At 68.7% G+C, this 22,199-nt stretch carries 21 protein-coding genes; 15 read left to right on the top strand and 6 right to left on the bottom strand.

Going from position 1 to position 22,199, the window contains the following annotated elements; all coding sequences use genetic code 11:
- Positions 1 to 36: 36 nt before the first annotated feature.
- The 4 genes from IB228_RS14145 to IB228_RS14130 all read left to right on the top strand — a co-directional run bounded on the left by IB228_RS14145 (position 37) and on the right by IB228_RS14130 (position 4,232).
- On the top strand, positions 37 to 570 hold the full coding sequence (locus IB228_RS14145) for a polymer-forming cytoskeletal protein (RefSeq protein ID WP_192198944.1): 534 nt from the start codon (positions 37 to 39) through the stop codon (positions 568 to 570).
- A gap of 3 nt (positions 571 to 573) precedes the next feature.
- Positions 574 to 939: a hypothetical protein gene (locus tag IB228_RS14140; protein WP_183637146.1), complete on the top strand. Its 366-nt coding sequence runs from the start codon at positions 574 to 576 to the stop codon at positions 937 to 939.
- Between the two features lie 100 nt (positions 940 to 1,039).
- On the top strand, positions 1,040 to 2,734 hold the full coding sequence (locus IB228_RS14135; protein ID WP_192198943.1) for a molecular chaperone HscC: 1,695 nt from the start codon (positions 1,040 to 1,042) through the stop codon (positions 2,732 to 2,734).
- Between the two features lies 1 nt (position 2,735).
- Positions 2,736 to 4,232 (top strand): hypothetical protein, encoded by a 1,497-nt coding sequence (locus IB228_RS14130; protein WP_192198942.1) that lies wholly within the window; start codon positions 2,736 to 2,738, stop codon positions 4,230 to 4,232.
- Positions 4,233 to 4,236: 4 nt separating this feature from the next.
- Here IB228_RS14130 and IB228_RS14125 read toward each other — a convergent pair whose 3' ends face one another.
- The 3 genes from IB228_RS14125 to IB228_RS14115 are packed head-to-tail and all read right to left on the bottom strand — an operon-like array spanning position 4,237 to position 6,588.
- The gene (locus tag IB228_RS14125) at positions 4,237 to 4,491 is read right to left on the bottom strand and encodes a DUF6587 family protein (RefSeq protein WP_183637156.1); all 255 of its coding nucleotides are present in this window, start codon (positions 4,489 to 4,491) and stop codon (positions 4,237 to 4,239) included.
- Between the two features lies 1 nt (position 4,492).
- Positions 4,493 to 6,343 carry a ferrous iron transport protein B gene (gene feoB, locus IB228_RS14120; RefSeq protein WP_192198941.1) on the bottom strand — a complete coding sequence of 617 codons (1,851 nt, stop codon included), beginning with the start codon at positions 6,341 to 6,343 and terminating at the stop codon, positions 4,493 to 4,495.
- Positions 6,340 to 6,588, bottom strand: a complete 249-nt coding sequence (locus IB228_RS14115) for a ferrous iron transport protein A (protein WP_183637162.1) — start codon at positions 6,586 to 6,588, stop codon at positions 6,340 to 6,342. The genes feoB and IB228_RS14115 overlap by 4 nt, the downstream gene beginning before the upstream one ends.
- Before the next feature lie 106 nt (positions 6,589 to 6,694).
- Here IB228_RS14115 and IB228_RS14110 point away from each other — a divergent pair, with 106 nt between their 5' ends.
- The 9 genes from IB228_RS14110 to IB228_RS14070 all read left to right on the top strand — a co-directional run bounded on the left by IB228_RS14110 (position 6,695) and on the right by IB228_RS14070 (position 16,119).
- The gene (locus tag IB228_RS14110) at positions 6,695 to 7,495 is read left to right on the top strand and encodes an enoyl-CoA hydratase-related protein (RefSeq protein WP_183637164.1); all 801 of its coding nucleotides are present in this window, start codon (positions 6,695 to 6,697) and stop codon (positions 7,493 to 7,495) included.
- Between the two features lie 51 nt (positions 7,496 to 7,546).
- A complete protein-coding gene (locus tag IB228_RS14105) occupies positions 7,547 to 7,939 on the top strand; it encodes a VOC family protein (RefSeq protein ID WP_183637165.1) in 393 nt (130 codons plus the stop codon).
- 47 nt (positions 7,940 to 7,986) lie between these two features.
- Positions 7,987 to 9,978 carry an acetyl/propionyl/methylcrotonyl-CoA carboxylase subunit alpha gene (locus IB228_RS14100; protein ID WP_225562460.1) on the top strand — a complete coding sequence of 664 codons (1,992 nt, stop codon included), beginning with the start codon at positions 7,987 to 7,989 and terminating at the stop codon, positions 9,976 to 9,978.
- Positions 9,975 to 10,595, top strand: coding sequence for a hypothetical protein (locus IB228_RS14095; protein ID WP_192198940.1), 621 nt, complete (start codon positions 9,975 to 9,977; stop codon positions 10,593 to 10,595). Before IB228_RS14100 ends, IB228_RS14095 begins: the two co-directional genes overlap by 4 nt.
- On the top strand, positions 10,592 to 11,485 hold the full coding sequence (locus tag IB228_RS14090; protein WP_192198939.1) for a hydroxymethylglutaryl-CoA lyase: 894 nt from the start codon (positions 10,592 to 10,594) through the stop codon (positions 11,483 to 11,485). The genes IB228_RS14095 and IB228_RS14090 overlap by 4 nt, the downstream gene beginning before the upstream one ends.
- Entirely contained in the window at positions 11,482 to 14,079 is a 2,598-nt protein-coding gene (locus tag IB228_RS14085) for an EAL domain-containing protein (protein WP_225562459.1), read from the top strand. Before IB228_RS14090 ends, IB228_RS14085 begins: the two co-directional genes overlap by 4 nt.
- Positions 14,080 to 14,148: 69 nt before the next feature.
- On the top strand, positions 14,149 to 14,919 hold the full coding sequence (locus tag IB228_RS14080; protein WP_192198938.1) for an SDR family NAD(P)-dependent oxidoreductase: 771 nt from the start codon (positions 14,149 to 14,151) through the stop codon (positions 14,917 to 14,919).
- Between the two features lie 96 nt (positions 14,920 to 15,015).
- Positions 15,016 to 15,582, top strand: a complete 567-nt coding sequence (yeiP, locus tag IB228_RS14075) for an elongation factor P-like protein YeiP (protein WP_183637177.1) — start codon at positions 15,016 to 15,018, stop codon at positions 15,580 to 15,582.
- A gap of 75 nt (positions 15,583 to 15,657) precedes the next feature.
- Positions 15,658 to 16,119, top strand: coding sequence for a GNAT family N-acetyltransferase (locus tag IB228_RS14070; RefSeq protein WP_192198937.1), 462 nt, complete (start codon positions 15,658 to 15,660; stop codon positions 16,117 to 16,119).
- A gap of 2 nt (positions 16,120 to 16,121) precedes the next feature.
- On the opposite strand, the gene IB228_RS14065 is transcribed toward IB228_RS14070, so the two are convergent.
- The 3 genes from IB228_RS14065 to IB228_RS14055 all read right to left on the bottom strand — a co-directional run bounded on the left by IB228_RS14065 (position 16,122) and on the right by IB228_RS14055 (position 19,937).
- Positions 16,122 to 18,014 (bottom strand): DUF4105 domain-containing protein, encoded by a 1,893-nt coding sequence (locus IB228_RS14065; RefSeq protein ID WP_318289279.1) that lies wholly within the window; start codon positions 18,012 to 18,014, stop codon positions 16,122 to 16,124.
- Positions 18,011 to 18,310 (bottom strand): DUF2388 domain-containing protein, encoded by a 300-nt coding sequence (locus IB228_RS14060; protein WP_183637183.1) that lies wholly within the window; start codon positions 18,308 to 18,310, stop codon positions 18,011 to 18,013. Before IB228_RS14060 ends, IB228_RS14065 begins: the two co-directional genes overlap by 4 nt.
- Before the next feature lie 235 nt (positions 18,311 to 18,545).
- Positions 18,546 to 19,937, bottom strand: a complete 1,392-nt coding sequence (locus IB228_RS14055; RefSeq protein WP_192198936.1) for an FAD-binding oxidoreductase — start codon at positions 19,935 to 19,937, stop codon at positions 18,546 to 18,548.
- Positions 19,938 to 20,127: 190 nt separating this feature from the next.
- On the opposite strand from IB228_RS14055, the gene serA reads away from it, so the two are divergent.
- Both serA and IB228_RS14045 read left to right on the top strand, forming a co-directional pair.
- Positions 20,128 to 21,369: a phosphoglycerate dehydrogenase gene (serA, locus tag IB228_RS14050; RefSeq protein ID WP_183637189.1), complete on the top strand. Its 1,242-nt coding sequence runs from the start codon at positions 20,128 to 20,130 to the stop codon at positions 21,367 to 21,369.
- Between the two features lie 84 nt (positions 21,370 to 21,453).
- Positions 21,454 to 22,137: an HAD family hydrolase gene (locus IB228_RS14045; RefSeq protein WP_192198935.1), complete on the top strand. Its 684-nt coding sequence runs from the start codon at positions 21,454 to 21,456 to the stop codon at positions 22,135 to 22,137.
- Positions 22,138 to 22,199 lie beyond the last annotated feature (62 nt).

The raw sequence follows: 22,199 nt of genomic DNA, 5'->3' as shown, positions 1-22,199 counted from the left end.
TAGTCGGCCGTTCACATCGCCCGGAGTTGCCGCTTTATGTCCATCTGGAAAGACCAAGGCCCCGCCAAGAAGGATGCCGTTCCGCTGCCGCCGGAACCTTCGCCCGCGCCTGCGCGCGAATCCACGGCGGCCGCGGATTTTTCCCCGACCGTCAGCAATCCACCGGGCATGCGCGCGGCCCCCGCCCCCGAGCGCGAGCTCAAGGAATCGCTGATCGCCGCCGACCTGACCATCGAGGGCAAGATCGAGGGCACCGGCCACATCCGCATCGCCGGCAAGTTCAAGGGCGACGTCAACGTGCAGGGCGACCTCACCATCGAGAACGGCGCCAAGTTGAACGGCGGCGTGCGTGCCAAGAAGGTGATCATCGCCGGCGAGCTGGAGGGCAACATCGAATCCGCCTCGCGGGTGGAGCTGCTCGCCTCCGGCGTGCTGGTCGGCGACGTCAAGGCCGGCTCGCTGACCGTCGCGGCCGGTTCGCGGATGCGCGGCCAGGCCGACTTCGGCTGGGAAGAGGACAAGGCCGCGCCGCGCGCCGCCAAGGCGGCCAACGGTCCAGACGCCGGCTAAGGCATGAGCAGCCCGCGCCCGGGGATGGCCGGGGCGACCCGTACCTGCCCGCACTGCAAGACCACCATCCTGGAAAGCGCCGCGGTCTGCCCGGCGTGCCGCCACCACCTGCGCTTCGACGAGGCGTCGCTGGCGGCCGCGCGCACGGCGCAGACGGTGGTGCCGCTGAAGGTGGAGGGCAGCGTCCGCCATCCCGCCGATGGCGGTCCCTGGGAGTACTCGGTGGTGATGAGCATCCGCAACGATCGTGGCGAGGAAGTCACCCGCCAGGTGGTCGGCGTGGGCGCGATGCAGCCGGGCGAGCAGCGCACCTTCACCCTGAGCGTGGAGATGTTCCCGCGGCCGGGTGGCCGCGGGCCGCGTCGCTGAAGACCGCCTGCGGGCGAGCGCGCCGCATCCTCCGGGTACCCGCCACTGCTTCCCTGCCCTTACACTGATCGCCGATGCAGGGAAGGATCCAGGGGACTGAATGATTGTCGGCATTGATCTGGGGACCACCCATTCGCTGGTGGGCGTGTATGGCGAACAGGGACCACAGCTGATTCCGAATGCGCTGAACAGCTACCTGACGCCGTCGGTGGTCAGCGTGGATGACCAGGACGCGGTGCTGGTCGGGCAAGCCGCGCGCGAGCGCCTGATTACCCATCCGCAGTCCAGCGTGGCGCATTTCAAGCGCTGGATGGGCACTGATCGGGTCACCCGGCTCGGCAAGCATTCCTTCCGGCCGGAGGAACTATCGGCGCTGGTGCTGCGCGCGCTGATCGCCGACGCCGAGGCGCACCTTGGCCAGAAGGTCGGCGAAGCCGTCATCAGCGTGCCCGCCTACTTCGGCGACGCCCAGCGCAAGGCGACCCGCATCGCCGGCGAGCTGGCCGGCATCAAGGTCGAGCGGCTGATCAACGAACCCACCGCGGCGGCGCTGGCCTACGGCCTGCAGCAACGCGAAGGCGGCGGACGCTTCCTGGTGTTCGATCTGGGCGGCGGCACCTTCGACGTGTCGATCCTGGAAATGTTCGAGGGCGTGATGGAAGTGCACGCCAGCGCCGGCGACAACTTCCTCGGCGGCGAGGATTTCCTGCATGCGCTGCGCGATGCCTGCCTGCAGGATCTCGGCATCGCCCCGGGCACGCTGCAACCGGCCGAATCGGCGCAACTGCTGCGCCGGCTGGAACTGCTCAAGCGCGAGCTCTCGCACGCGTCGGCCACCGAACATGCCGTCGAACTGACGCTGGCCGGGCAGGCACGCAGCTGGCAGCTCGACGAAGCCCGTTTCGCCCGCATCTGCGAACCGTTGGTGCAGCGCCTGCGCGCGCCGCTGGAACGCGCCATGCGCGACGCCCGGCTCACGCCCGCGCAGCTGGACGACATCGTGCTGGTCGGCGGCGCTTCGCGGATGCCGCTGACGGCACGGCTGGTGTCGCGCATGTTCGGCCGGCTGCCGCTGCGCCACATCAATCCCGACGAAGCCATCGCGGTGGGCGCGGCGATCGCGGCCGGCATGAAGGCGCGCGACGAGAAGCTGGAGGAAGTGATCCTCACCGATGTCTGTCCGCACACCCTCGGCGTCGGCACCAGCCAGCAGGGGGCCAACGGCCAGGTCACCAGCGGCATCTTCTCGCCAATCATCCACCGCAACAGCACGGTGCCGGTCAGCCGGGTCGAGCGCTACCAGCCGCTGCAGGACTGGCAACGGCAGGTGGAATTCGAGATCTTCCAGGGCGAAAGCCCGCGGGTGGAGCACAACGTGCGGCTGGGCAAGATCAGCGTGGCGGTCCCGGCCAAGGCCGCGCACGAGAACCCGGTGGACATCCGTTTCACCTACGACGTCAATGGCCTGCTCCAGGTCGAGGCCACCGTGGTCGCCACCGGCGAGACCCACGAGGTCATCCTGGAACAGAACCCGGGCATCCTCTCGCAGGCCGAGATCCGCGAACGCCTGGCGACGCTGGCGGCACTGAAGATCCACCCGCGCGACCAGCAGGAGAACCTCAGCCTGATCGCCCGCGCCGAGCGCCTGTACGAGGAACTGCTGTGGGCACGCGGCGATCTGCAGGACGCGCTGGTGCGCTTCCGCGGCGCGCTCGACAGCCAGGATCCCGACGTGATCCGCGAACACCGCACCCATTTCGCCGCCATGCTCCAGCACATCGAGTCGCAGGCCTGAGATGGCTCCGTTCGATCTGCTGGGCGTCCCCCGCGACGCGGACGAAAGCGCGATCAAGCGCGCCTACGCGCGACGCCTGAAGGTCACCCGGCCGGATGACGATCCGGAAGGTTTCCAGCGCCTGCACGAGGCCTACCAACAAGCCCTCCAGCATTGCCGGCAGCGGGCGATGGCGGCCGCCTGGGAGGAAGAGGAAGACGACATCGAAGCGGCGGACGTAGCCACGGTCGGCGATGACGACCAGCCGCGGGCCGGACGGGAACATGGACACGGGGAAACGGAACTGCTGGCGGATCCCGCGACGGCGCACACCGTCCTGCTCGACGCGGAACAACTGGACGCGCTGATCTCCGGGCGCACGCCGCACCTGCCATCGCCGGTCGCCAGCGCCGCCGCAGCGGCGGCCTCCGCGGTTGCGGATGCGACCACGCGACGCTTCGACTTCGATGGTTTTTTCGCGGAAACCGTGCAACGGGCCCGCGATACGCCTCCCGCCGTACTGTCGGCCTGGCTAGCGGCACACGACGACCTTTACCAGTTGGAACTGAAACAGTCGGTCGGCGATGCGCTGTTCCAGCGCCTGGGTTACGACGGCGTCACGATTCCACCCGCGAACCTGTCCGCGCTGGAAACCTTCTTCGGCCAGCAGGACTATTGGCTGGAGCAACGGATGGCGGTGCGCTGGGCGATCGAACGCGAGCAGACTTCCCGCTACGACGAGCCACGTCCGCTGGCGATCCGCCAGCTCAAGCGCCCTTTCCGATGGCCGCAGGCGCTGGCCATCGCCTGCGTGCCGGGAATGTCCGCGCGCATCGCCCGGTTGTCGCAACGCCTGAGCGAGGACTACGGCGATCTGCCGGATGGCATTGATCCGGGCCAGGATCAGTTCTTCCGGCAACTTGCCCGCAAGGACTATCTCGGCGTCTGGCGCTGGTTGCCGATCCTGGCACGCGCCGTCCTGTTGGCACTGCTGGGCTATCTGCTCGCACCGGTCGTGTTCGCGCAATCGCGCCCTGCCCTGCCGACCGCGCTGGTGGTCGGTGGAGTTGCCCTGGCAATCCAGGGCGGCTGGCGCCTGATGGTATGGCTGCACGCGATCAGCCTCGGCGACAACGGTTCCGCCAACGAGAGCCGACGCACGCTGATACCGGTGTTGCTGGCAGTGACGGGCCTGGTCCTGGCCGCGCTGTCGGGAGTGGACTGGCTGGCGTACCCGCTGGTCGTTCCCGCCACCCTGATTCATTGGCGACGCAGCTTCGATGCCTTGCGATTCCTGCTGGGTGGCATCGCCATGCAGCCTTTGTTGCCCGGCACGCTTCCCGATCTGTGGTCGGCCGGGGCGGTCGGCTTCGCCATGGTCCCACTGGGCCTTGCGCTGTTTGACGGACTCTACGCGCGCAGCCAGCGGATTCCATTGTCCGCCGCCGCGGGCAATGGCTGGACCACGCTGGCCTCGTACGGCTTCTTCGTCGGCTGGGTGCTGGCGCGGGTGTTCTAGGCGGTCAGACCTTCGACGACGGCCCGCAACTGTTGCAGCCGCCGCAGCCGTCGCCACCACCGGAACCGCGCGGCTCCGGCGCGATCCAGCGCCCCAGCGCATGCAACCAGCCTGGACGACCCTCGCGCAGCAACGGCAGCGCCAACGCCACCCGCGCCTTGCGCAGCGTGCCCGGAAACTGCTTCTTCAGCACCACCCACACGCTGGCCAGCGCCAGCAGGCCGATGATCGCGTATTGCAGGATCAGCGAGCCGTCCACGTCAGCCCGCTCCCAGCGCCTTGGCGATCTGGTAGGTCAGCAGCGAGGCGACATAGGCCATCGCGAACAGGTAGAACGCCGCGTACGACATCTGCTTCCACGAGTTGGTCTCCCGCTTGATGGTCGCCAGCGTGGACAGACACATGGGCGCATAGATGTACCAGACCAGCAGCGACAGCGCGGTCGCCAGCGACCAGCCATCGCTGATCAATGGCGACAACGCCTGCGCGGCTGCGTCGTCGTCGGCCGCGGACAGCGCGTAGACCGTGGCCAGCGACGCCACCGCCACTTCACGTGCCGCCAGGCCCGGAATCAGCGCGATGCAGATCTGCCAGTTGAAGCCCAGCGGCGCGAAGAACACCGCCATCGCATGACCGATGCGGCCGGCAAAGCTGTAGTCGATGGCTGGCCCCACCGCGTCGACCGGTGGCGCGGGGAAGTTCAGCAACACCCACAGCAGCACTGTCATCGCCAGGATGATGCCGCCGACCCGGCGCAGGAAAATCCAGGCGCGCTCCCACAGGCCGATCGCGAGATCGCGCGGATGGGGAATGCGATAGGAAGGCAGCTCCAGCATCAGCGGGTGCTCGCTCTTGTCGCGGCGCCACTTCTTCATGACCCAGGCCACCAGCAGCGCGCTGAGGATGCCCGCCACGTACAGGCCGAACAGGACCAGCCCCTGCTGGTTGAACATGCCGATCTTCTTTTCCGGCACGAACGCGCCAATCAGCAGCGCATACACCGGCAGGCGCGCCGAGCAGGTCATCAATGGTGCGACCAGGATTGTCGCCAGGCGATCGCGCGGATCCTGGATCGAACGGGTCGCCATGATGCCGGGAATGGCGCAGGCGAAGCTCGACAGCAACGGGATGAAGGAACGCCCCGACAGGCCGGCCGAGGCCATCATCCGATCCAGCAGGAACGCCGCGCGCGGCAGGTAGCCGGATTCCTCCAGCGCCAGGATGAAGGCGAACAGGATCAGGATCTGCGGCAGGAACACGATCACGCCACCGACGCCGGCGATGATGCCGTCCACCAGCAGGCTGTTGAGCGGGCCTTCCGGCAGCGTGCCGGCCACCCATTCGCCCAGTGCGCCGGTCCCCGCTTCGATCAGATCCATCAACGGGGTGGCCCAGGCGTACACCGCCTGGAAGATCAGGAACATCACCACGATCAGCGCGACGAAGCCGATCACCGGGTGCAGCAGCCAGCGATCCAGCGCGTCGTCCACCTGGGCGGTGCGTTGCGGCATGTCCACCGCCAGCGACAGCAGACGGCGCGTTTCCGCGTGCAGGTCGGCGTCGCCGCCCAGCCGGTGCTTCGGCGGATGCGGCGCGTCGGCCATGCGCTCGATCTGCTCGACCAGCGCGCGCGCGCCGTTGTGCTTGACCGCCACCGTCTCCACCACCGGCACGCCGAGTTCGCGCGACAGTGCTTCCAGATCCACGCGGATGCCGCGGCGGCGCGCGGCGTCCATCATGTTGACCGCCAGGATCATCGGCTTGTCGAGCTCGCGCACTTCGAGCGCGAAACGCAGGTGCAGGCGCAGGTTGGTGGCATCGACCACGCAGACCAGCACGTCCGGCGGCGCCTCGCCGGGCAGGAAGCCACGGCAGAAATCACGGGTGACCGCCTCGTCCAGGCTGGCGGCATGCAGACTGTAGGCGCCGGGCAGATCCAGCAGCGCATAGCTGCGTCCCGACGCGGTGTGCAGGCGTCCTTCCTTGCGCTCGACGGTCACACCGGCGTAGTTGGCGACCTTCTGGCGACTGCCGGTCAGCTGGTTGAACAGCGCGGTCTTGCCGCAGTTCGGGTTGCCGACCAGGGCCAGCCGCAATGGCTGCGCGCTCATGCCGCCGCTCCCGCCGGACGGACCCGGATCCGCGCCGCCTCGCTGCGACGCAGGGCGAAACGGGTGAAGCCCACCTGCACCAGCAGCGGTTCGGCGCCCAGCGGTCCCTTGGCGACGATCTGCACCTCCTCGCCGTCGACAAAACCCAGCTCGCGCAGGCGGCGGGCGATGTTGTCGTTGGGGTGGCTGTCGTCGACCGATTCGACGATGGCCAGGGTCCGGGGAGGCAATTCGGTCAGCATCACGCGGCAACTCTCAAATGCGAACTATTCTCATTGTAGCATCGCCGCAGCGCACGAAGGCCAAAATCGGCGCAGGGGCTATCATTTGCCGCTTTCGGGAGGAGCAGACATGACGGAGCCGCACGCACCGGCGCTGGCCAGCCATCTGGATGATGGCGTGTTGCGGCTGCGGCTGAACCGCCCGGAACTGCACAACGCGTTCGACGCCGGCCTGATCGCGCAGCTGACCCGTGAACTGGAAGGGGCTGGAGCCAACCCCAATGTCCGGGTAGTGGTCCTGGAAGGTGCCGGCGCCTCGTTCTCGGCCGGGGCCGATCTGAACTGGATGCGCGGCATGGCCGCCGCCGGCGAAGCCGAGAACCGCGAGGACGCGCTGGCGCTGGCCCGACTGATGCGCACGCTGGACGAACTGCCGCGTCCGACTCTCGCACGCGTGCATGGCGCGGCGTTCGGTGGTGGCGTCGGTCTGGTGGCCTGCTGCGATATCGCCATCGGCGTGCCGGAGGCGAAGTTCGGGCTGACCGAGAGCAAACTCGGTCTGTTGCCGGCGGTGATTTCGCCCTACGTCATTGCCGCGATCGGGCCGCGCCAGGCCCGGCGCTGGTTCGCGACCGCCGAGATTTTCGACGCCGCCACCGCGCTGGACATCGGCCTGCTGCACCAGGTGGTCGAAGCCGACGCGCTGGATGCGGCGGTGCAACGCCAGATCGATCTGCTGCTCAAGGCCGGACCGCAGGCCGCCGCCACCGCCAAGCAACTGGTCACCCGGGTCGCCGCGCAGGCGGACCGTGATTGCCTGGATGCCGACAATGCCGCGCTGATCGCGCGCCTGCGGGTGTCGGCCGAAGGCCAGGAAGGCCTGTCCGCCTTCCTGGAAAAACGCGCGCCGGCCTGGGTGCCCGCGCGCTGACGCCACTGGCGCGGGGAGCGCGCCGCCCTCTTCCCTCCAAGGTGTGCCGACATGATTGACCATGCTGGTTTTGCCGTCGCCGACTATCCGCGCAGCCGCGCTTTCTACGAACGGGTGCTCGCACCGCTGGGCTACGCGGTGGTCATGGAAGTGACCGAGCGCGAAACCGGCCCGGGTGGCTACCAGGGCTGCGGATTCGGACCGCCGCGCAAGCCGGCGTTCTGGGTCGGCACCGGCGCGCGTCCGGGCACCGGCACCCATGTCGCCTTCGTCGCCCCCGACCGCGGCGCCGTCGATGCCTTCCATGCCACGGCCCTGGCTGCGGGCGCGACCGACAACGGCGCCCCGGGCCTGCGCCCGCACTACCATCCCGATTACTACGCCGCGTTCGTGATCGATCCCGACGGCAACAACGTCGAAGCGGTCTGCCACGCGCCGGCCTGATCCTCGCCTCGCTTTCCTACCGAACCGACACGGAAATCCCGACCCGCATGTTCGACAAGATCCTCATCGCCAACCGCGGCGAAATCGCCTGCCGCGTGATCCGCACCTGCCGTCGCCTCGGCATCCGCACCGTTGCGGTGTATTCGGAAGCCGACGCCGACGCACAGCACGTGCGCCAGGCGGACGAGGCCTGGCCGATCGGCGGGCCGCGGCCGGCCGACAGCTACCTGCGCGGCGACGCCATTCTGGAAGTCGCGCGCCGCAGCGGCGCGCAGGCCATCCATCCCGGCTATGGCTTCCTGTCGGAGAACGCCGACTTCGCCGAGGCGGTGGAAGCGGCGGGTCTGGTCTTCATCGGCCCGGGCGCGGCGTCGATGCGCAAGATGGGCAGCAAGGCCGGCGCCAAGGAGTTGATGGCCGCCGCCGGCGTGCCGGTGGTGCCGGGCTACACCGGCGAGGATCAATCGCCCAACACGCTGTCGCGCGAGGCCGCACGGATCGGCTTCCCGCTGATGATCAAGGCCGCCCACGGCGGTGGCGGCAAGGGCATGCGGATCGTGCACCGGCTGGACGACTTCATCGCCCAGTTGGAAAGCTGCCAGCGCGAGGCGGCCAACGCCTTCGGCCGCGACCGCGTGCTGCTGGAACGCTACGTGTCCACGCCGCGCCACATCGAGATCCAGGTGTTCGCCGATCGCCACGGCCATACCCTGCATCTCAACGAGCGAGAGTGTTCGGCGCAGCGGCGCTACCAGAAGGTGCTGGAGGAAGCGCCCTCGCCGTTCCTGACCCCGGCGCAACGCGCGGCGATGGGCCAGGCCGCCATCCTCGCCGCGCAGGCGATCGACTACGTCAATGCCGGCACGGTCGAATTCATCGTCGCACCCGACGGCGAATTCTTCTTCATGGAGATCAACACCCGCCTGCAGGTCGAGCACCCGGTCACCGAGATGACCACCGGCCTGGACCTGGTGGAGTGGCAGTTGCGGGTGGCGGCCGACGAGCCGCTGCCGCTGGCGCAGGACGCGATTCCGCAGCAGGGCCACGCCATCGAGGTGCGCCTGTACGCCGAGGATCCGGAAGCCGGGTTCCTGCCCGGTTCGGGCCAGCTGGAGCGCCTGCGGCTGCCGCCGACGGACCCGCACGTGCGCATCGATTCGGGCGTGACCGAAGGCGACACGGTCACCATTTTCTACGATCCGATGATTGCCAAGCTGATCGTCCACGACCGCGACCGCCCCGCCGCGCTGGCGCGCCTGCGCGACGCGCTCGAACAGTGCGACGTGATCGGGCCGAAGTCGAACATCGCGTTCCTGGAGCGGCTGGCGCGCCACCCGGCGGTGCTGGAGGGGCGCATCGATACCGGCTACCTGGATCGGCACCTGGACGAGTTCCTCGCCGCCGGCGAACCCGACCCGGCCGCCCTGTTGGCCGCCGCCACCGCCACCCTGCTCGCGCAGGAGGCCGCTGCCGCCGATACCGCGCGCGCGTCCGCCGATCCGGGTTCGCCCTGGGCCATCGCCGACGGCTGGCGGCTGGGCCATGCCGGCCAGCGGCCGCTGAGTTTCGTCCACCGGGGACAGACCTTCGCCCTGAAGGCACAGGGTACCCAGGGCCGCTATGCCATCGAACACGACGGCCGCACCCACGCCATCGAGGGCGCGCGGTTGACCGGCGACCTGCTCGGTTTGCGTATGGATCATGAAGCACGGCGTTTCCGCGTCCTGCGGGAAGGCGAGCGCATCACCGTCCACGACGGCCGGCAACGGGTCGTGCTGGAACAGGTGCCCGCCTATCGCAGGACCGCGACCGCCGATGCCGGGGGAGACCACCGCGTGCGCGCGCCGATGCCCGGCCGCGTGGTGGTGGTCCGCGCCAAGGCCGGCGACACGGTGACCACGGGCCAGGAACTGCTGGTGATGGAAGCGATGAAGATGGAGCTGGCATTGAAGGCCCCGCGCGATGGCGTGGTGGGCGAGCTGCGCGCCAGCGCCGGCGACTTCGTCGAAGCCGATGCCGTCCTGGTGACCCTGGAATGACGGGCCGCCGCCGCATGCCGCTGTTGTTCCTGCTGGCCCTCGCGTTGCCGGCCCTGCCCGGCTGCCTGATGTTCGAACGCGCTCCCGCCGAACTGGGCTGCGACCCGGCCCTGGCCGGCCGCTGGCTGCCGTTGCCCGGCGCGGATCCGGAAAAGATGCCGCTGGGCTCCGGCGACTACGCCGAGATCGACGCGCAGTGCCAGGTCTCGCTGGTCGAAAGCGGCAAGACGCCGCGCACCCGGTTCCGCGCGCTGGGTTTCGAACTCGACGGCACGCGCTACCTGGCGCTGGACCAGGACGACATGCGCGATCTGTTCAACGACCCGAAAGCGCCGGCGGGAAACAGCAAGTTGCCCGCCACCAGCGTGCTGCTGCTCAAGTACCGCATCGCCGACGACGTGCTGGAAGTGGCGATGCCGCGGGCCAGCCGCGCGCTCGAACGCATCCAGCAGGGCGACCCGGGCATTCGCGAGGTCGACACGATGGTGTACCTGCTGGGAGGCGAGGCCGACGCACTGCGGGCGACGCTGGTGGCGGATCCGGGGCTGTTCGACAGCTTCGATCCCGCCTCGCGCAATCCGCGCCTGCGCCGCGCCGGCACGGAGGCCGCGCCATGACCGACTTCGTCCGCATCGTCGAGGTCGGTCCGCGCGACGGCCTGCAGAACGAGAAGGCGGTGATCGCCACCGCCGACAAGATCGAACTCATTGATCGCCTCTCCCGAACCGGCCTGCGCACCATCGAGGCCACCAGCTTCGTCAGTCCACGCTGGGTGCCGCAACTGGCCGACGCGGCGGAAGTGTTCACGGGGATCCATCGCGAACCGGGTGTTGCCTATCCGGTGCTGGTGCCGAACGAGACCGGCTACGACCGCGCGCGCGCGGTCGGCGTGGAGGAAATCGCGGTGTTCACCGCCGCTTCCGAAGCGTTCAACCGCAAGAACATCAATGCCGGCATCGATGAATCCATCGAGCGCTTCCGGCCGGTGCTGGCGCGCGCCGCCGCCGACGGAGTGCGGGTTCGCGGCTACGTGTCCACGGTGCTCGGTTGCCCCTATCAGGGCGATGTGCCGGTGGCCGACGTGGTCAGGGTCGCGAGCCGGCTGCACGAACTGGGCTGCTACGAGATTTCGCTCGGCGACACCATCGGCGTGGGCACCCCGCTGAAGGCGCGCGCGATGCTGCAGGCGGTCGCCAGCGTGGTGCCGCTATCGTCGCTGGCGGTGCATTTCCACGACACCTACGGCCAGGCGCTGGCCAACATCCTGGCGTGCCTGGAGGAAGGCGTGCGGGTGGTCGACGCCGCGGTCTCGGGGACCGGCGGCTGTCCCTACGCCAAGGGTGCCAGCGGCAACGTCGCCAGCGAGGACGTGGTCTACATGCTGCACGGCATGGGCATCGCCACCGGTGTCGACCTGGACCGGCTGGGCGAAACCGGCCGCTGGCTCGCCGCCCTGCTCGGCCGCGAGACCGGCAGCAAGGCCGGCAAGGCGATGGCGGCCACATGAACGTCGCCGGCGCGTCGGCCCCGGACGATGCCGCCAGCCCGGCGGCCGTCCCCGTCGCGCCGGAGACCGAAGCCACCTTGCAGGCCATCGCCCGCGCGATGGCCGATCCCGCGGTCGACGAGGGAACCCGCGCCCTGCTCGCCCGCGCCCGCGAGACCCTGCTTGCCGCGCTGGCCAGCGCGGAAGCCGAACGCCAGCGCTACCGCAATCTTTTCGACGCCGTGCCCGATCCGGTCAGCATCATCGCCGAGGACGGGACGGTGATGGATCTCAATCGCGCCGGCATGCGCGCCTACCGCCGGCCGCGCGAGGAGATCGTCGGCAAGAACATCAACGTGCTCAACCCGGATCTGCCGCGCGATCACCTGATGCCGGTCTGGGAGACGCTCAACCGTGGTGACACCTATGTCATCGAGGTCACCAACATGCGCGGCGACGGTAGCCGCTTCCCGGTCGAAGTGCATTCGGCCAATATCAATTTCGACGGGCGCAAGAGCATCGTCGCGGTGGCACGCGACATCAGTACGCGGCGGGAAGCGGAGATGCGCTACCGCGAACTGATGGAAACCATCGACAAGGGCATCGTGGTGCAGGACCACGATCTGGGCCTGCAGTACTGCAACGGCGCGGCCATGCGCATCTTCGGCATCCGCGAGGATCAGCGCACGGCCGACGAGTTGGGCATCGAACACTGGCGCATCGTCGGGGCGGATGGTCGCGAGTTGCGCCGCGACGAACTGCCGGCGCAGCGCGCGCTGGATACCGGCCATGTCGTCGAGAGCGCGCTGCTGGGCATGTACCACCGCCAGCGCCGGCAGATGATCTGGTTGACGGTCACCTCGGTGCCGCAGTTCCTGCCCGGCGGCAACCGGCCGGCACAGGTGACTTCGCTGTTCAGCGACGTGACCGAGCTCAAGCGCGACAGCGCGCTGTTCGATCGCGCGCAGTCGCTGGCGCACATCGGCGGCTGGGAATGGGACATCGCCCGCGACCGCCTGTACCTGACCGAGGAAGCCATCCGCATCCTCGGTGCGGCCCTGCCCCCCGATACCCTCGATGCGCTGCTGGCCTGCCTGCGCGAGCCGGATCGGCGGCGCCTGCGTTGCATGGTGGAACGGGTCGCCACCGGTGGCGCCGGTTTCGATCTCGAGCTGCAGGGACGCCGCCACGACGGCCAGCCGTTCTGGATCCGGGTGATCGGCGACGCCGAGCCCGGCGACCCCGGCAACTCGCGGATCACCGGCACCCTGCAGGACATCTCCACCGACAAGCAGGCGGAAGAGACCCTGCGCATCCAGGCCCGCACCGATCCGCTCACCGGCCTGATGAACCGCGACGCGGTGCTGACCGAAATCGCCGAGCGCCTGGCCGATCCCGTCCATCCGCAGGCTTCGGTGCTGTACATCGATCTCGACCGCTTCAAGATGATCAACGACGTGCTGGGCCACAACGCCGGCGACGAGCTGCTGGTGCAGGCGGCCAACCGCATCCGCGACGCGGTGGGCGAGCACGGCATGATCGCGCGCTTCGGCGGCGACGAGTTCCTGGTGGTCTGCGATGCCGGCGGCGACCGTGCCCTGCCCGAGCGCCTCGCCGACGCCATCTTGCGAGCGTTCGCCGAGGCCTTCCGCTTCGACCAGGACGAATTTTCGATCACCGCCAGCATCGGCATCGCGCGTGCGCCCGACGATGGCCTGCGCCCGCAACAATTGATCCAGAACGCCGACATCGCGATGTACGACAGCAAGCACCGCGCCCGCAACGGCTGGCAGGTGTTCTCGCCCGAACTGGCGCAGCGCCAGCAGGATCGCCTGCAGATCGAGACCCAGCTGCGGCGCGCGGTGGACAACCAGGAATTCCGGCTGGTCTACCAGCCGCAGGTGGATCTGCGCCAGGGCCGGATCGTCGCCGCCGAGGCGCTGATCCGCTGGCAGAACCACCAGCTCGGCGAACTGCGCCCGGACCTGTTCATCAGTCACGCCGAAACCACCGGCGACATCGTCAACATCGGCAGTTGGGTGCTGCGCGAGGCCTGCCGCCAGGTCGCGGAGTGGCGCGATCAGGGCCTGGGCATCGTGCGGGTGGCGGTCAACGTCTCCTATCGCCAGTTCGTCGGCGAGGATCTGGCCGACAAGGTGCGCCGCCTGCTCGAAGAGTTCCAGTTGCCGGGTTCGGCGCTGGAGCTGGAGTTCACCGAACGCGTGCTGATCGAGGACGCGCCGTCCACCCTGCGCACCTTCGCCGGGCTCAAGGCGTTGGGCGTGGTGTTGACCATCGACGATTTCGGCGAAGGCTACAGCGCGCTCAATTACCTGCGCCGGCTGCCCATCCACGGGCTCAAGCTCAGCCAGCTGTTCACCGAGGGCGTGCCGAACAACCGTTCCGACGTGGCGGTCTGCCAGGCGGTTTCCGCGATCGCCCGCAGCCTGGGCCTGGGACTGGTCGCCGAGGGCGTGGAATCGGAGGCACAGCGCCAGTTCCTGCTGCAACTGGGCGTGCCGGTCGGCCAGGGCTTCCTGTTCGCCCCGGGCCTGTCGCCGGACGAGTTCGCCCGCCGCCTGGACCTGCCGTTGGACCGCGCCTCCAACGGCTGAGCGCGCACCGCTGCCGGGGCGACCGGTCATTCGCGTAAAATGCGGGTCTTTCCGTCCCAGGTTCCCCGCATGCAAGTGTCCGCTACCCGCGCCGTCATCACCGGCGGCGTCTCCGGCCTCGGCTTCGCCGTGGCCCAGCATCTGGTCGCGCAGGGCGGCAAGGTCGCGCTGTTCGACGTCAACGACGACAAGGGCGCGGCCGCGGTCGCCGCGCTGGGCGAGGCCAATGCCCGCTACTTCCGCACCGACGTCACCGACGAGGCCGGCGTGACCGCGAACATCGCCGCCGCCAGCGAATTCCTCGGCGGGCTGAACGCCGCCGTCAACTGTGCCGGCATCCTCGGCGCCGGTCGCGTGCTGGGCAAGGAAGCGCCGATGCCGCTGTCGACCTTCCAGACCACGGTGCTGGTCAACCTGGTGGGCAGCTTCAACGTGGCCAAGGCCGCCGCCAACCTGATGCAGCACAACGAGGCCGGCACCGACGGCGAACGCGGCGTGATCATCAACACCGCCAGCGTGGCCGCGTACGAAGGCCAGATCGGCCAGGCCGCCTACTCGGCCTCCAAGGGCGGCGTGGTCGGCATGACCCTGCCGATGGCGCGCGAGCTGTCGCGCTTCGGCATCCGGGTGATGACCATCGCCCCGGGCATCTTCTGGACCCCGATGGTCGACGGCATGCCCGAGGCCGTGCAGCAATCGCTCAGCGCGTCGATCCCCTTCCCCTCGCGCCTGGGCAAGCCCGACGAATTCGCCGACCTGGTCGCCTACATCCTTGGCAACACCTACCTCAACGGCGAGACGATCCGCCTCGACGGCGCCGTCCGGCTGGCACCCAAGTAAGCCGGGATTGGGGATTCGGGATTGGAGATTCGCAGAAGCACTCCACCGAAACCCATCCTGCTTTTCCCGAATCCCCAATCCCGAATTCCCAATCCCATGAAAGCATTCGACATCAAGAAAGGAAACGTCGTCGAGCACAACGGCGGCGTGTACCAGATCCGCGACATCGACCGCAGCTCGCCGCAGGGGCGTGGCGGCAACGTGCGCTTCCGCTTCACCATGTACAGCGTGCCGGGCGGCAACAAGCTGGACGCCAGCTTCGATGCCGACGACAACCTGACCGAAGTGGAGCTGCTGCGCCGCCAGGCCACGTTCTCGTACAAGGACGGCGACGCCTTCGTGTTCCTCGACGACGAGGACTACACGCCGTACACGCTGGATGCGGACGTGCTGGGCGATGACGCCGGCTACATCACCGACGGCCTGGCCGGTTGCTACGTGCAGGTCATCGATGAACTCCCGGTGGCCCTGCAGTTGCCGCAGCACGTGGCCCTGGAAGTGGTGGAAACCCCGCCGGAACTGAAGGGCGGCACCGCCACCAAGCGTCCGAAGCCGGCCAAGTTGAGCACCGGTATCGAAATCATGGTGCCCGAGTACATTACCAACGGCGAACGCATCCTGGTCAACACCACCACCGGCGAATTCGGCGGCCGAGCTGACTGACGCTGCCCGCGGTTCCGGGGCGGGTCCGCGAGGGCCCGCCCTTTTTGTTTTTCATTCTTCAACCTGGAACGCGTCATGTCCGAGCCCCGCTTCCGTCTCGCCACCGCCGATGACATTGACACGCTGGTTCCGATCGTCCGCGAGTTCTACGCCGACGAGGACATTCCGTGGGACGAGGCGATGCTGCGCGATGCGCTCGACGCCCTGCTGCGCGATCCCGCCAACGGTCGCCTGCTGCTGATCGAACGCGGCGGCACGCTGGCCGGCTACATCGTGGTCGGCTTCTGCTTCAGCCTGGAGTTCGGCGGGCGCTACGGCTTGCTGGACGAGTTGTACGTCCTGCCCACCCAGCGCGGTGGCGGCCTGGGCAAGCTGGCCCTGGCCGAGGTGGAAGCGCTGTGCCGGCGCGAAGGCCTGCGCGCGGTACGGCTGGAAGTCAGCGACGACAACGAGCACGCCCACGGCATCTACCAGCGCAGCGGCTACGACGCGCATCCGCGCCGGCTGATGACCCGCTGGCTGGACGAGAACGCCTGAGCTCAGTTCAGCTGCAGTCCGCCGGCCTGGCGATGCAGTTCGCGCAGGTGCGCGCCCAGCCATGCGATGTTGGCATCGACGGCCTCGCGATCTCGGGCCTGGGCCGGACTGAGCAGCGATCGGGCCTGCTGGTCCAGCTGCCGCTCCAGATCGCGCAGGCGTTCGCGCCGGGCCGCGCTGCCGGCCTGGAGCGCTGTCCGTTCTTCCGCCTGCGGCAAGCCATAGCCGGCGCCTTCGAGCAGATCCGCGGGGCGGCTCATCCAGGCGGTTTCCCGCAGCAATGTCCGCAAGGTCCCGGCCGCCGCGCCCAGCTCATCCCCACCTGATTGCAGGTAGCGGCGCTTGAACGCCTCGCGGAACCGCGATTCCTGCTGCCGTCGCGCCGCCTGTTCGAGCACCAGCAACGCGGCGGCCGCCTTCAGATCGGCACGTTCCAGCCACGGACGCCGCTGTTGCGGGGACGTGGCCAGCCACTCCTCGACTTCGCGTTGCGGCAGATCCGTCCGCGCGCGGGCGACCTCGAACAGACCCTGGAAACGCTCGCGCAGTGAATCGAAGCGGTATCCCTCGCGCAGCGCCCGCGCCGGATCCGCCAGCACCGTCCCGTCGGCGATGCCGCCGCGTTGCAATCGCCGCGCCAGCCCGGTCGGGGTGATGCCGCCCAGATCCGCGTCGCCGAGCCGGGGCGCGCCGTCGCGCAGCAGCTTGTAGGTTTCCACCGCGCAATTGTTGCCGAGGAAGAAGTAGTGGCCGTCATAGCTCCAGTGAAGCTGCGCGGCACGCTCGACCAGCGTCGCGATTTCCGAGCGCTCCAGCCGCAGCGGCACGGATTGCAGGCCGCGCAGCTCGATCTTGGTGTACTCGTCGATCACCTGATCCAGCGGCAGCACGAACAGGCGCGAGGGATAGCGGCCGGTCAGCCCACGCCAGCTGGAAATCTGCAGATCGCCCACGAAGGCGCGGAACGACAGCACCCGGTGGTGTTCCAGGTCCAGCCGGCAATCCGGGCCGAGCGACCGCCCTGGCGCGCAGATCACCAGCCGCAGCATGCTGTGCCCCCAGCGGCTCATCATCGCGTCGTTGCCTTCGGCCAGCAGGTAATCCACCTGGTAGATCCGCTCCGGATCCAGCGTGCCCAGCCGTCCGCCGGTCGCCGACGCCGCATCCGCGCCTGCGCCCACATCGCCCGCATCGACGTAGGCGAATCCATCCGCGCATGCCGCACTCGCGACCGCGGGTGCCCCCCAGCGCTGCGTGAAGTAGCGGTACTGCGCCGGTCGCCGGCAGGCGTAGTCGGCATCCAGCAGGAAATGCTCCAGGTTCACCGCGACGTATTCGCGGGGATTGTGCAGTTCGTAAGGATCCGGGCTGCGTTCGCGGAAATCGTTGCCGCGCCGGCGCCCCATCAGCCGGGTCAGGCCCGGCGTGGCGCGGATCTGCCAGCCGGCCAGATCCAGCAGGCGCGGATCCCGCGACATCGCGCCGCTCGCGGAGCGATCGAGGAAATGTCCCAGTTCGTGCAGCAGCGCGGCCAGGGCCGGACGTCCGTCGCCCTCGCCCACTGCGGGCGAGGCCATGAGCCCAGCCAGCAGGTTCCGGTTGAGCAGCAGGCGATCACCGGTGGCGCGGCCATGCACCTGCGCGTCCAGGCGCGGGCTCCACTGCACGCGGATGTCGCGATCCAGCGTCGCGCGCATCGCCGGTGTCAGTCGCGCGACCGCCTCGGCCAGCAGTCGTTCGCTGGCGGCGATTTCATCGGGTTGGAGACCGGCGGAATCCAGCCGCAGGCGCGGCGATGCCTGCGCGTGCCCGGCGACGCAGGCGAGCGCCGCCAGCAGGGCCAGGGCGCGGAAGCCCGCGCCGGCGCGGCGCGGGTTCCGGCCGCCCGGGTTCACAGCGCCAGGATGGCCTGCGCCAGGGCCATGTCGCTGGCCTCGCGCGCGTTCGTGTCGCGTTCGCGCAGGTGCCGCAGCGCGGCTTCCAGGCGCGCGCCGCGGATGCGGCCTTCGCTGGCCACGAAGCTGGCGGCGTCGTCACGGGCCTGCAGCACCACCTTGTCGTCGCCGGAGGAACTGCCCGACGAGGCGGAGGAACCGGCCGAGGAGGCGCCGGCGGAGGAACCGGCGAAGCTGCCGGCGAAAGCGGGAATCGAAAGGACCAGCAGCGCGCTGGCGACAAGCAGGCGTTTCATGCGCGGAAAGACACTCGAATCAGGGGTTGGCAAAGACTACCGCAAATCTCCCGAATCACCTGAATCCCTCCTTGTAGGAGCGACGTCAGTCGCGACCGTGTCGTCCGGGCCGGCACCCCAAGCCGGGATCGGTCCTCATGGACCTTGACCCGGACCTTCCCGCTTGAATGCCGACCGCGCTTGCCCCGACCTTGCACGGTCGCGACTGACGTCGCTCCTACAAAAGCAGGTTCCGTCAGTCCGGGTCGAACAGCTTGCCCGGGTTCATCAGCCCGTTCGGATCCAGCACCCGCTTGATCCCGCGCATCACCGCGATTTCCGCGGCGCCGCGCGTGCTGTCCAGGTAGGGCTTCTTGACCAGGCCGATGCCATGCTCGGCGGAAATGCTGCCGCCGTGCCGCCGCAGCGAGGCCGCCAGCAGCTTGGTCACGTGTTCGCACTGGCGGACGAATTCGGCATCGTCCAGGCCATCGGGCTTGAGCACGTTGATGTGCAGGTTGCCGTCGCCGATGTGGCCGAACCAGACCACCTCGAAATCCGGGTAGGCATCGCCCAGCAGCGCCTGGGTCTCGGCCAGGAACGCCGGCATCGCCGAAATCCGCACCGACACGTCGTTCTTGTACGGCTTGTAGCGCGCCAGCGCCTCGGTGATGCCCTCGCGCAGGCGCCACAGCTGGGCGGCCTGGGCGTCGCTCTGGCTGATCACGCCGTCGCTGACCCAGCCCTGCTCCAGGCAGGCCTCGAACGCGGCCATCGCCGCCGTTTCCTTCGCCTCGTCGCCGATCGCGAATTCGGTGACCACGTAATAGGGATGGACTTCCGCGAACGGCGGCTGCGCGCCGTGCGCCAGCACGTGCTCGAGCGCCCGCTCGGTGAAGAACTCGAAGGCTTCCAGTTGCAGGCGCGCGCGGAACTCGGCGAACACCCGCATCAGCACCTCGAACGAGGGCAGCGCCAGCAGCATCACGTTGGTCGGCGGCGGCGGGTCGGTCAGCCGCAGGGTGGCCTCGACCACGACGCCCAGGGTGCCCTCCGAGCCGATGACGAGCTGGCGCAGGTCGTAGCCGCTGGAGTTCTTGATCAGCCCGCGATTGAGATCCAGCAGTTCGCCGGTGCCGGTCACCAGCTTGAGGCCGGCGATCCATTCGCGGGTGTTGCCGTAACGGATGACCCGGATGCCGCCGGCGTTGGTGGCGATGTTGCCGCCGATCGAACAGGAACCGCGCGCGGCGAAATCGACCGGGTAGACCAGTCCGTGTTCGCGGGCAACGTTATGCACGGCCTCCAGCGCCATGCCCGGCTGCACCGTCAGGCTCCGATCGACCGCGTCGAAGGCCAGCACCTTGTTCATCCGCTCCAGGCTGAGCACCAGTTCGCCGTTGGCCGCCACCGCGCCGCCGGACAGGCCGGTGCGGCCGCCGGACGGCACCACCGCCACGCCGTTTTCGTTGGCCCAGCGCACGATGGCCTGCACTTCCTCCACCGTGGCCGGCAGCGCGATCGCCAGCGGCGCCGGCGTCCAGCGGCGGGTCCAGTCGCGGCCGTAATGTTCCAGCTCGGCGGCTTCGGTGGTCAGGCGCAACTCGGGCACGGCCTGCTGCAGCGCCTGCAAACGCGGATCGGTCATTGATTCGTACGGACGGACGGCATCGGGGGAACGCCAGCGTGCCAGCGATGCTGCGGCGCGTCCAGACGGCGCGCCGGTTGCAGCCGAAACCATTTGGGAACCGGCTTTCCGGGGCATGTGGCGATGCAGCAAAGGCGCGTCGCTTCTGGCATAGTGGAAAGCCCTTCCCCGCCACCTCGCGCCCGCCGCAATGTCGACCAAGAAGACCTCCTATCCGAAGCAGGACATCCGCGTGCTGTTGCTGGAGGGAGTGAGCCAGACCGCCGTGGAAACCTTCCGCGCCGCGGGATACACGCAGATCGATTTCCACGACAAATCGCTGCCGGAGGACGAGCTCAAGCGGCGCATCGCCGAAGCCCACATCATCGGCATCCGTTCGCGCACCCACCTGACCGGGGACGTCCTGTCGCATGCGCGCCGGTTGATCGCGGTGGGCTGCTTCTGCATCGGCACCAACCAGGTGGATCTGGAAGCGGCCGAGCTGGCCGGCATCCCGGTGTTCAACGCGCCCTATTCCAATACCCGCAGCGTAGCCGAGCTGGTGATCGCGCAGGCGATCATGCTGATGCGCGGCATCCCGCAGAAGAACGCCGAATGCCACCGCGGCGGCTGGTCCAAGTCGGCCGCCGGCAGCCACGAGGCGCGCGGCAAGACGCTCGGCATCATCGGCTATGGCCATATCGGCACCCAGGTGGGCGTGCTGGCCGAGGCGATCGGTATGAACGTGATCTTCCACGACATCGAAACCAAGCTCTCGCTGGGCAACGCGCGCTCTGCCACCAGCCTGGACGATCTGCTTGCGCGCAGCGACGTGGTGACCCTGCACGTGCCGGAGACCGCCGCGACCCAGGGCATGTTCGGCGCCACGCAGATCGCGAAGATGAAACACGGCGCGCACCTGATCAACGCCTCGCGCGGCACCGTGGTCGACATCGATGCGCTGACCGCGGCATTGAAGTCCGGCGCGGTCGGCGGCGCGGCGGTGGACGTCTTCCCGGTCGAACCCAAGGGCAATGCGGAGGCCTTTGAATCGCCGCTGCGCGGTATCGACAACGTGATCCTGACCCCGCACGTCGGCGGCAGCACGCTGGAAGCGCAGGACAATATCGGCGTGGAAGTGGCGGCCAAGCTGGTGCGCTACAGCGACAACGGATCGACCCTGTCGGCGGTCAACTTCCCCGAGGTCACGTTGCCCGGCCACGACGGCAGTCGCCGGATCCTGCACATCCACCGCAATGTGCCGGGAGTGCTGTCGCAGATCAACGAAATCTTCAGCAAGCACAACGTCAACATCGACGGCCAGTTCCTGCGCACCGATCCCAAGGTCGGCTACGTGGTGATCGACGTCACCGCGACCGAGGAGCAGAGCGCCGAGTTGAAGGACGCGCTGTCGGCGATTCCCGGCACCTTGCGGACACGCATCCTGTACTGAGTTCACCCCGCGGGCGGCCTTGGCCGCCCGCACCGTTTTGAAGCGGCCATTGGCCGCCCGTATCGTTCCTGAAGGAGATGGACCATGGCCCGCGCGGATACCGCATTCCTGTTCGATCTCGATGGCACGCTGGTGGACAGCGTCTACCAGCACGTGCTGGCGTGGAAGGAAGCCCTCGATCGCGAGGGCGTGGATCTGTCGGTGTGGCGGATTCATCGCAAGATCGGCATGAGCGGCGGCCTGTTCACCCACATCCTGCTGCGCGAGACCGGCCTGGACATCACCGAGGATCGGCTGGATCGCCTGCGCCGCTGGCACGCCGAGGCGTATTCGCGGCAGTCGGAACAGCGTGCCGTGCAGCCGCTGCCGGGGGCGCGCGAACTGCTGGCATTCCTGACCGAACAGGGCATCCCCTGGGGCATCGCCACCAGCGGCCGGATGGAGACCGCCGCGCACAACCTGCACGCACTGGGGGTGGATCCGGCGCAGGTGCCGGTGATCACCCGCGATCTGGTGCGCCATGCCAAACCGGATCCGGATCTGTTCATCGCCGCCGCCGATCGGCTGGGCGTGGACATCACCCGCTCGCTGGTGATCGGCGACAGCATCTGGGACATGCTGGCCGCCCAGCGCGCCCGCGCGCTTGGCGTGGGCCTGCTGTCCGGTGGCTACGGCCAGGAGGAACTGGAGCGCTCGGGCGCGTTCCGTGTCTACGAGGATCCGGCCGATCTGCTGCGACATATCGACGAGGTGGTGGCGCGCAGCTGAGCGCGGGACCTTCCACCACCGATGTCTCCCGGCAAAACCATCGGCTGCGCGTCCAGGCCGCG

This window comes from Pseudoxanthomonas sp. PXM04 (assembly GCF_014851695.1).
GTDB classification, from domain to species: Bacteria; Pseudomonadota; Gammaproteobacteria; order Xanthomonadales; family Xanthomonadaceae; genus Pseudoxanthomonas_A; species Pseudoxanthomonas_A beigongshangi.
The sequence above is the reverse complement of the archived record's forward strand: the minus strand, read 5'-3'. Positions and strand labels throughout refer to the sequence as shown.

What these genes read in the sequence shown, in the direction of transcription:
- IB228_RS14100 (WP_225562460.1), top strand. Translation starts at nt 7,987, where the DNA reads ATGTTCGACAAGATCCTCATCGCCAACCGCGGCGAAATCGCCTGCCGC.
- yeiP (WP_183637177.1), top strand. Translation starts at nt 15,016, where the DNA reads ATGAAAGCATTCGACATCAAGAAAGGAAACGTCGTCGAGCACAACGGC.
- IB228_RS14070 (WP_192198937.1), top strand. Translation starts at nt 15,658, where the DNA reads ATGTCCGAGCCCCGCTTCCGTCTCGCCACCGCCGATGACATTGACACG.
- serA (WP_183637189.1), top strand. Translation starts at nt 20,128, where the DNA reads ATGTCGACCAAGAAGACCTCCTATCCGAAGCAGGACATCCGCGTGCTG.
- IB228_RS14085 (WP_225562459.1), top strand. Translation starts at nt 11,482, where the DNA reads ATGAACGTCGCCGGCGCGTCGGCCCCGGACGATGCCGCCAGCCCGGCG.
- IB228_RS14105 (WP_183637165.1), top strand. Translation starts at nt 7,547, where the DNA reads ATGATTGACCATGCTGGTTTTGCCGTCGCCGACTATCCGCGCAGCCGC.
- IB228_RS14140 (WP_183637146.1), top strand. Translation starts at nt 574, where the DNA reads ATGAGCAGCCCGCGCCCGGGGATGGCCGGGGCGACCCGTACCTGCCCG.
- IB228_RS14045 (WP_192198935.1), top strand. Translation starts at nt 21,454, where the DNA reads ATGGCCCGCGCGGATACCGCATTCCTGTTCGATCTCGATGGCACGCTG.
- IB228_RS14110 (WP_183637164.1), top strand. Translation starts at nt 6,695, where the DNA reads ATGACGGAGCCGCACGCACCGGCGCTGGCCAGCCATCTGGATGATGGC.
- IB228_RS14145 (WP_192198944.1), top strand. Translation starts at nt 37, where the DNA reads ATGTCCATCTGGAAAGACCAAGGCCCCGCCAAGAAGGATGCCGTTCCG.
- IB228_RS14080 (WP_192198938.1), top strand. Translation starts at nt 14,149, where the DNA reads ATGCAAGTGTCCGCTACCCGCGCCGTCATCACCGGCGGCGTCTCCGGC.
- IB228_RS14060 (WP_183637183.1), bottom strand. Translation starts at nt 18,310, where the DNA reads ATGAAACGCCTGCTTGTCGCCAGCGCGCTGCTGGTCCTTTCGATTCCC.
- IB228_RS14130 (WP_192198942.1), top strand. Translation starts at nt 2,736, where the DNA reads ATGGCTCCGTTCGATCTGCTGGGCGTCCCCCGCGACGCGGACGAAAGC.
- feoB (WP_192198941.1), bottom strand. Translation starts at nt 6,343, where the DNA reads ATGAGCGCGCAGCCATTGCGGCTGGCCCTGGTCGGCAACCCGAACTGC.
- IB228_RS14095 (WP_192198940.1), top strand. Translation starts at nt 9,975, where the DNA reads ATGACGGGCCGCCGCCGCATGCCGCTGTTGTTCCTGCTGGCCCTCGCG.
- IB228_RS14090 (WP_192198939.1), top strand. Translation starts at nt 10,592, where the DNA reads ATGACCGACTTCGTCCGCATCGTCGAGGTCGGTCCGCGCGACGGCCTG.
- IB228_RS14135 (WP_192198943.1), top strand. Translation starts at nt 1,040, where the DNA reads ATGATTGTCGGCATTGATCTGGGGACCACCCATTCGCTGGTGGGCGTG.
- IB228_RS14055 (WP_192198936.1), bottom strand. Translation starts at nt 19,937, where the DNA reads ATGACCGATCCGCGTTTGCAGGCGCTGCAGCAGGCCGTGCCCGAGTTG.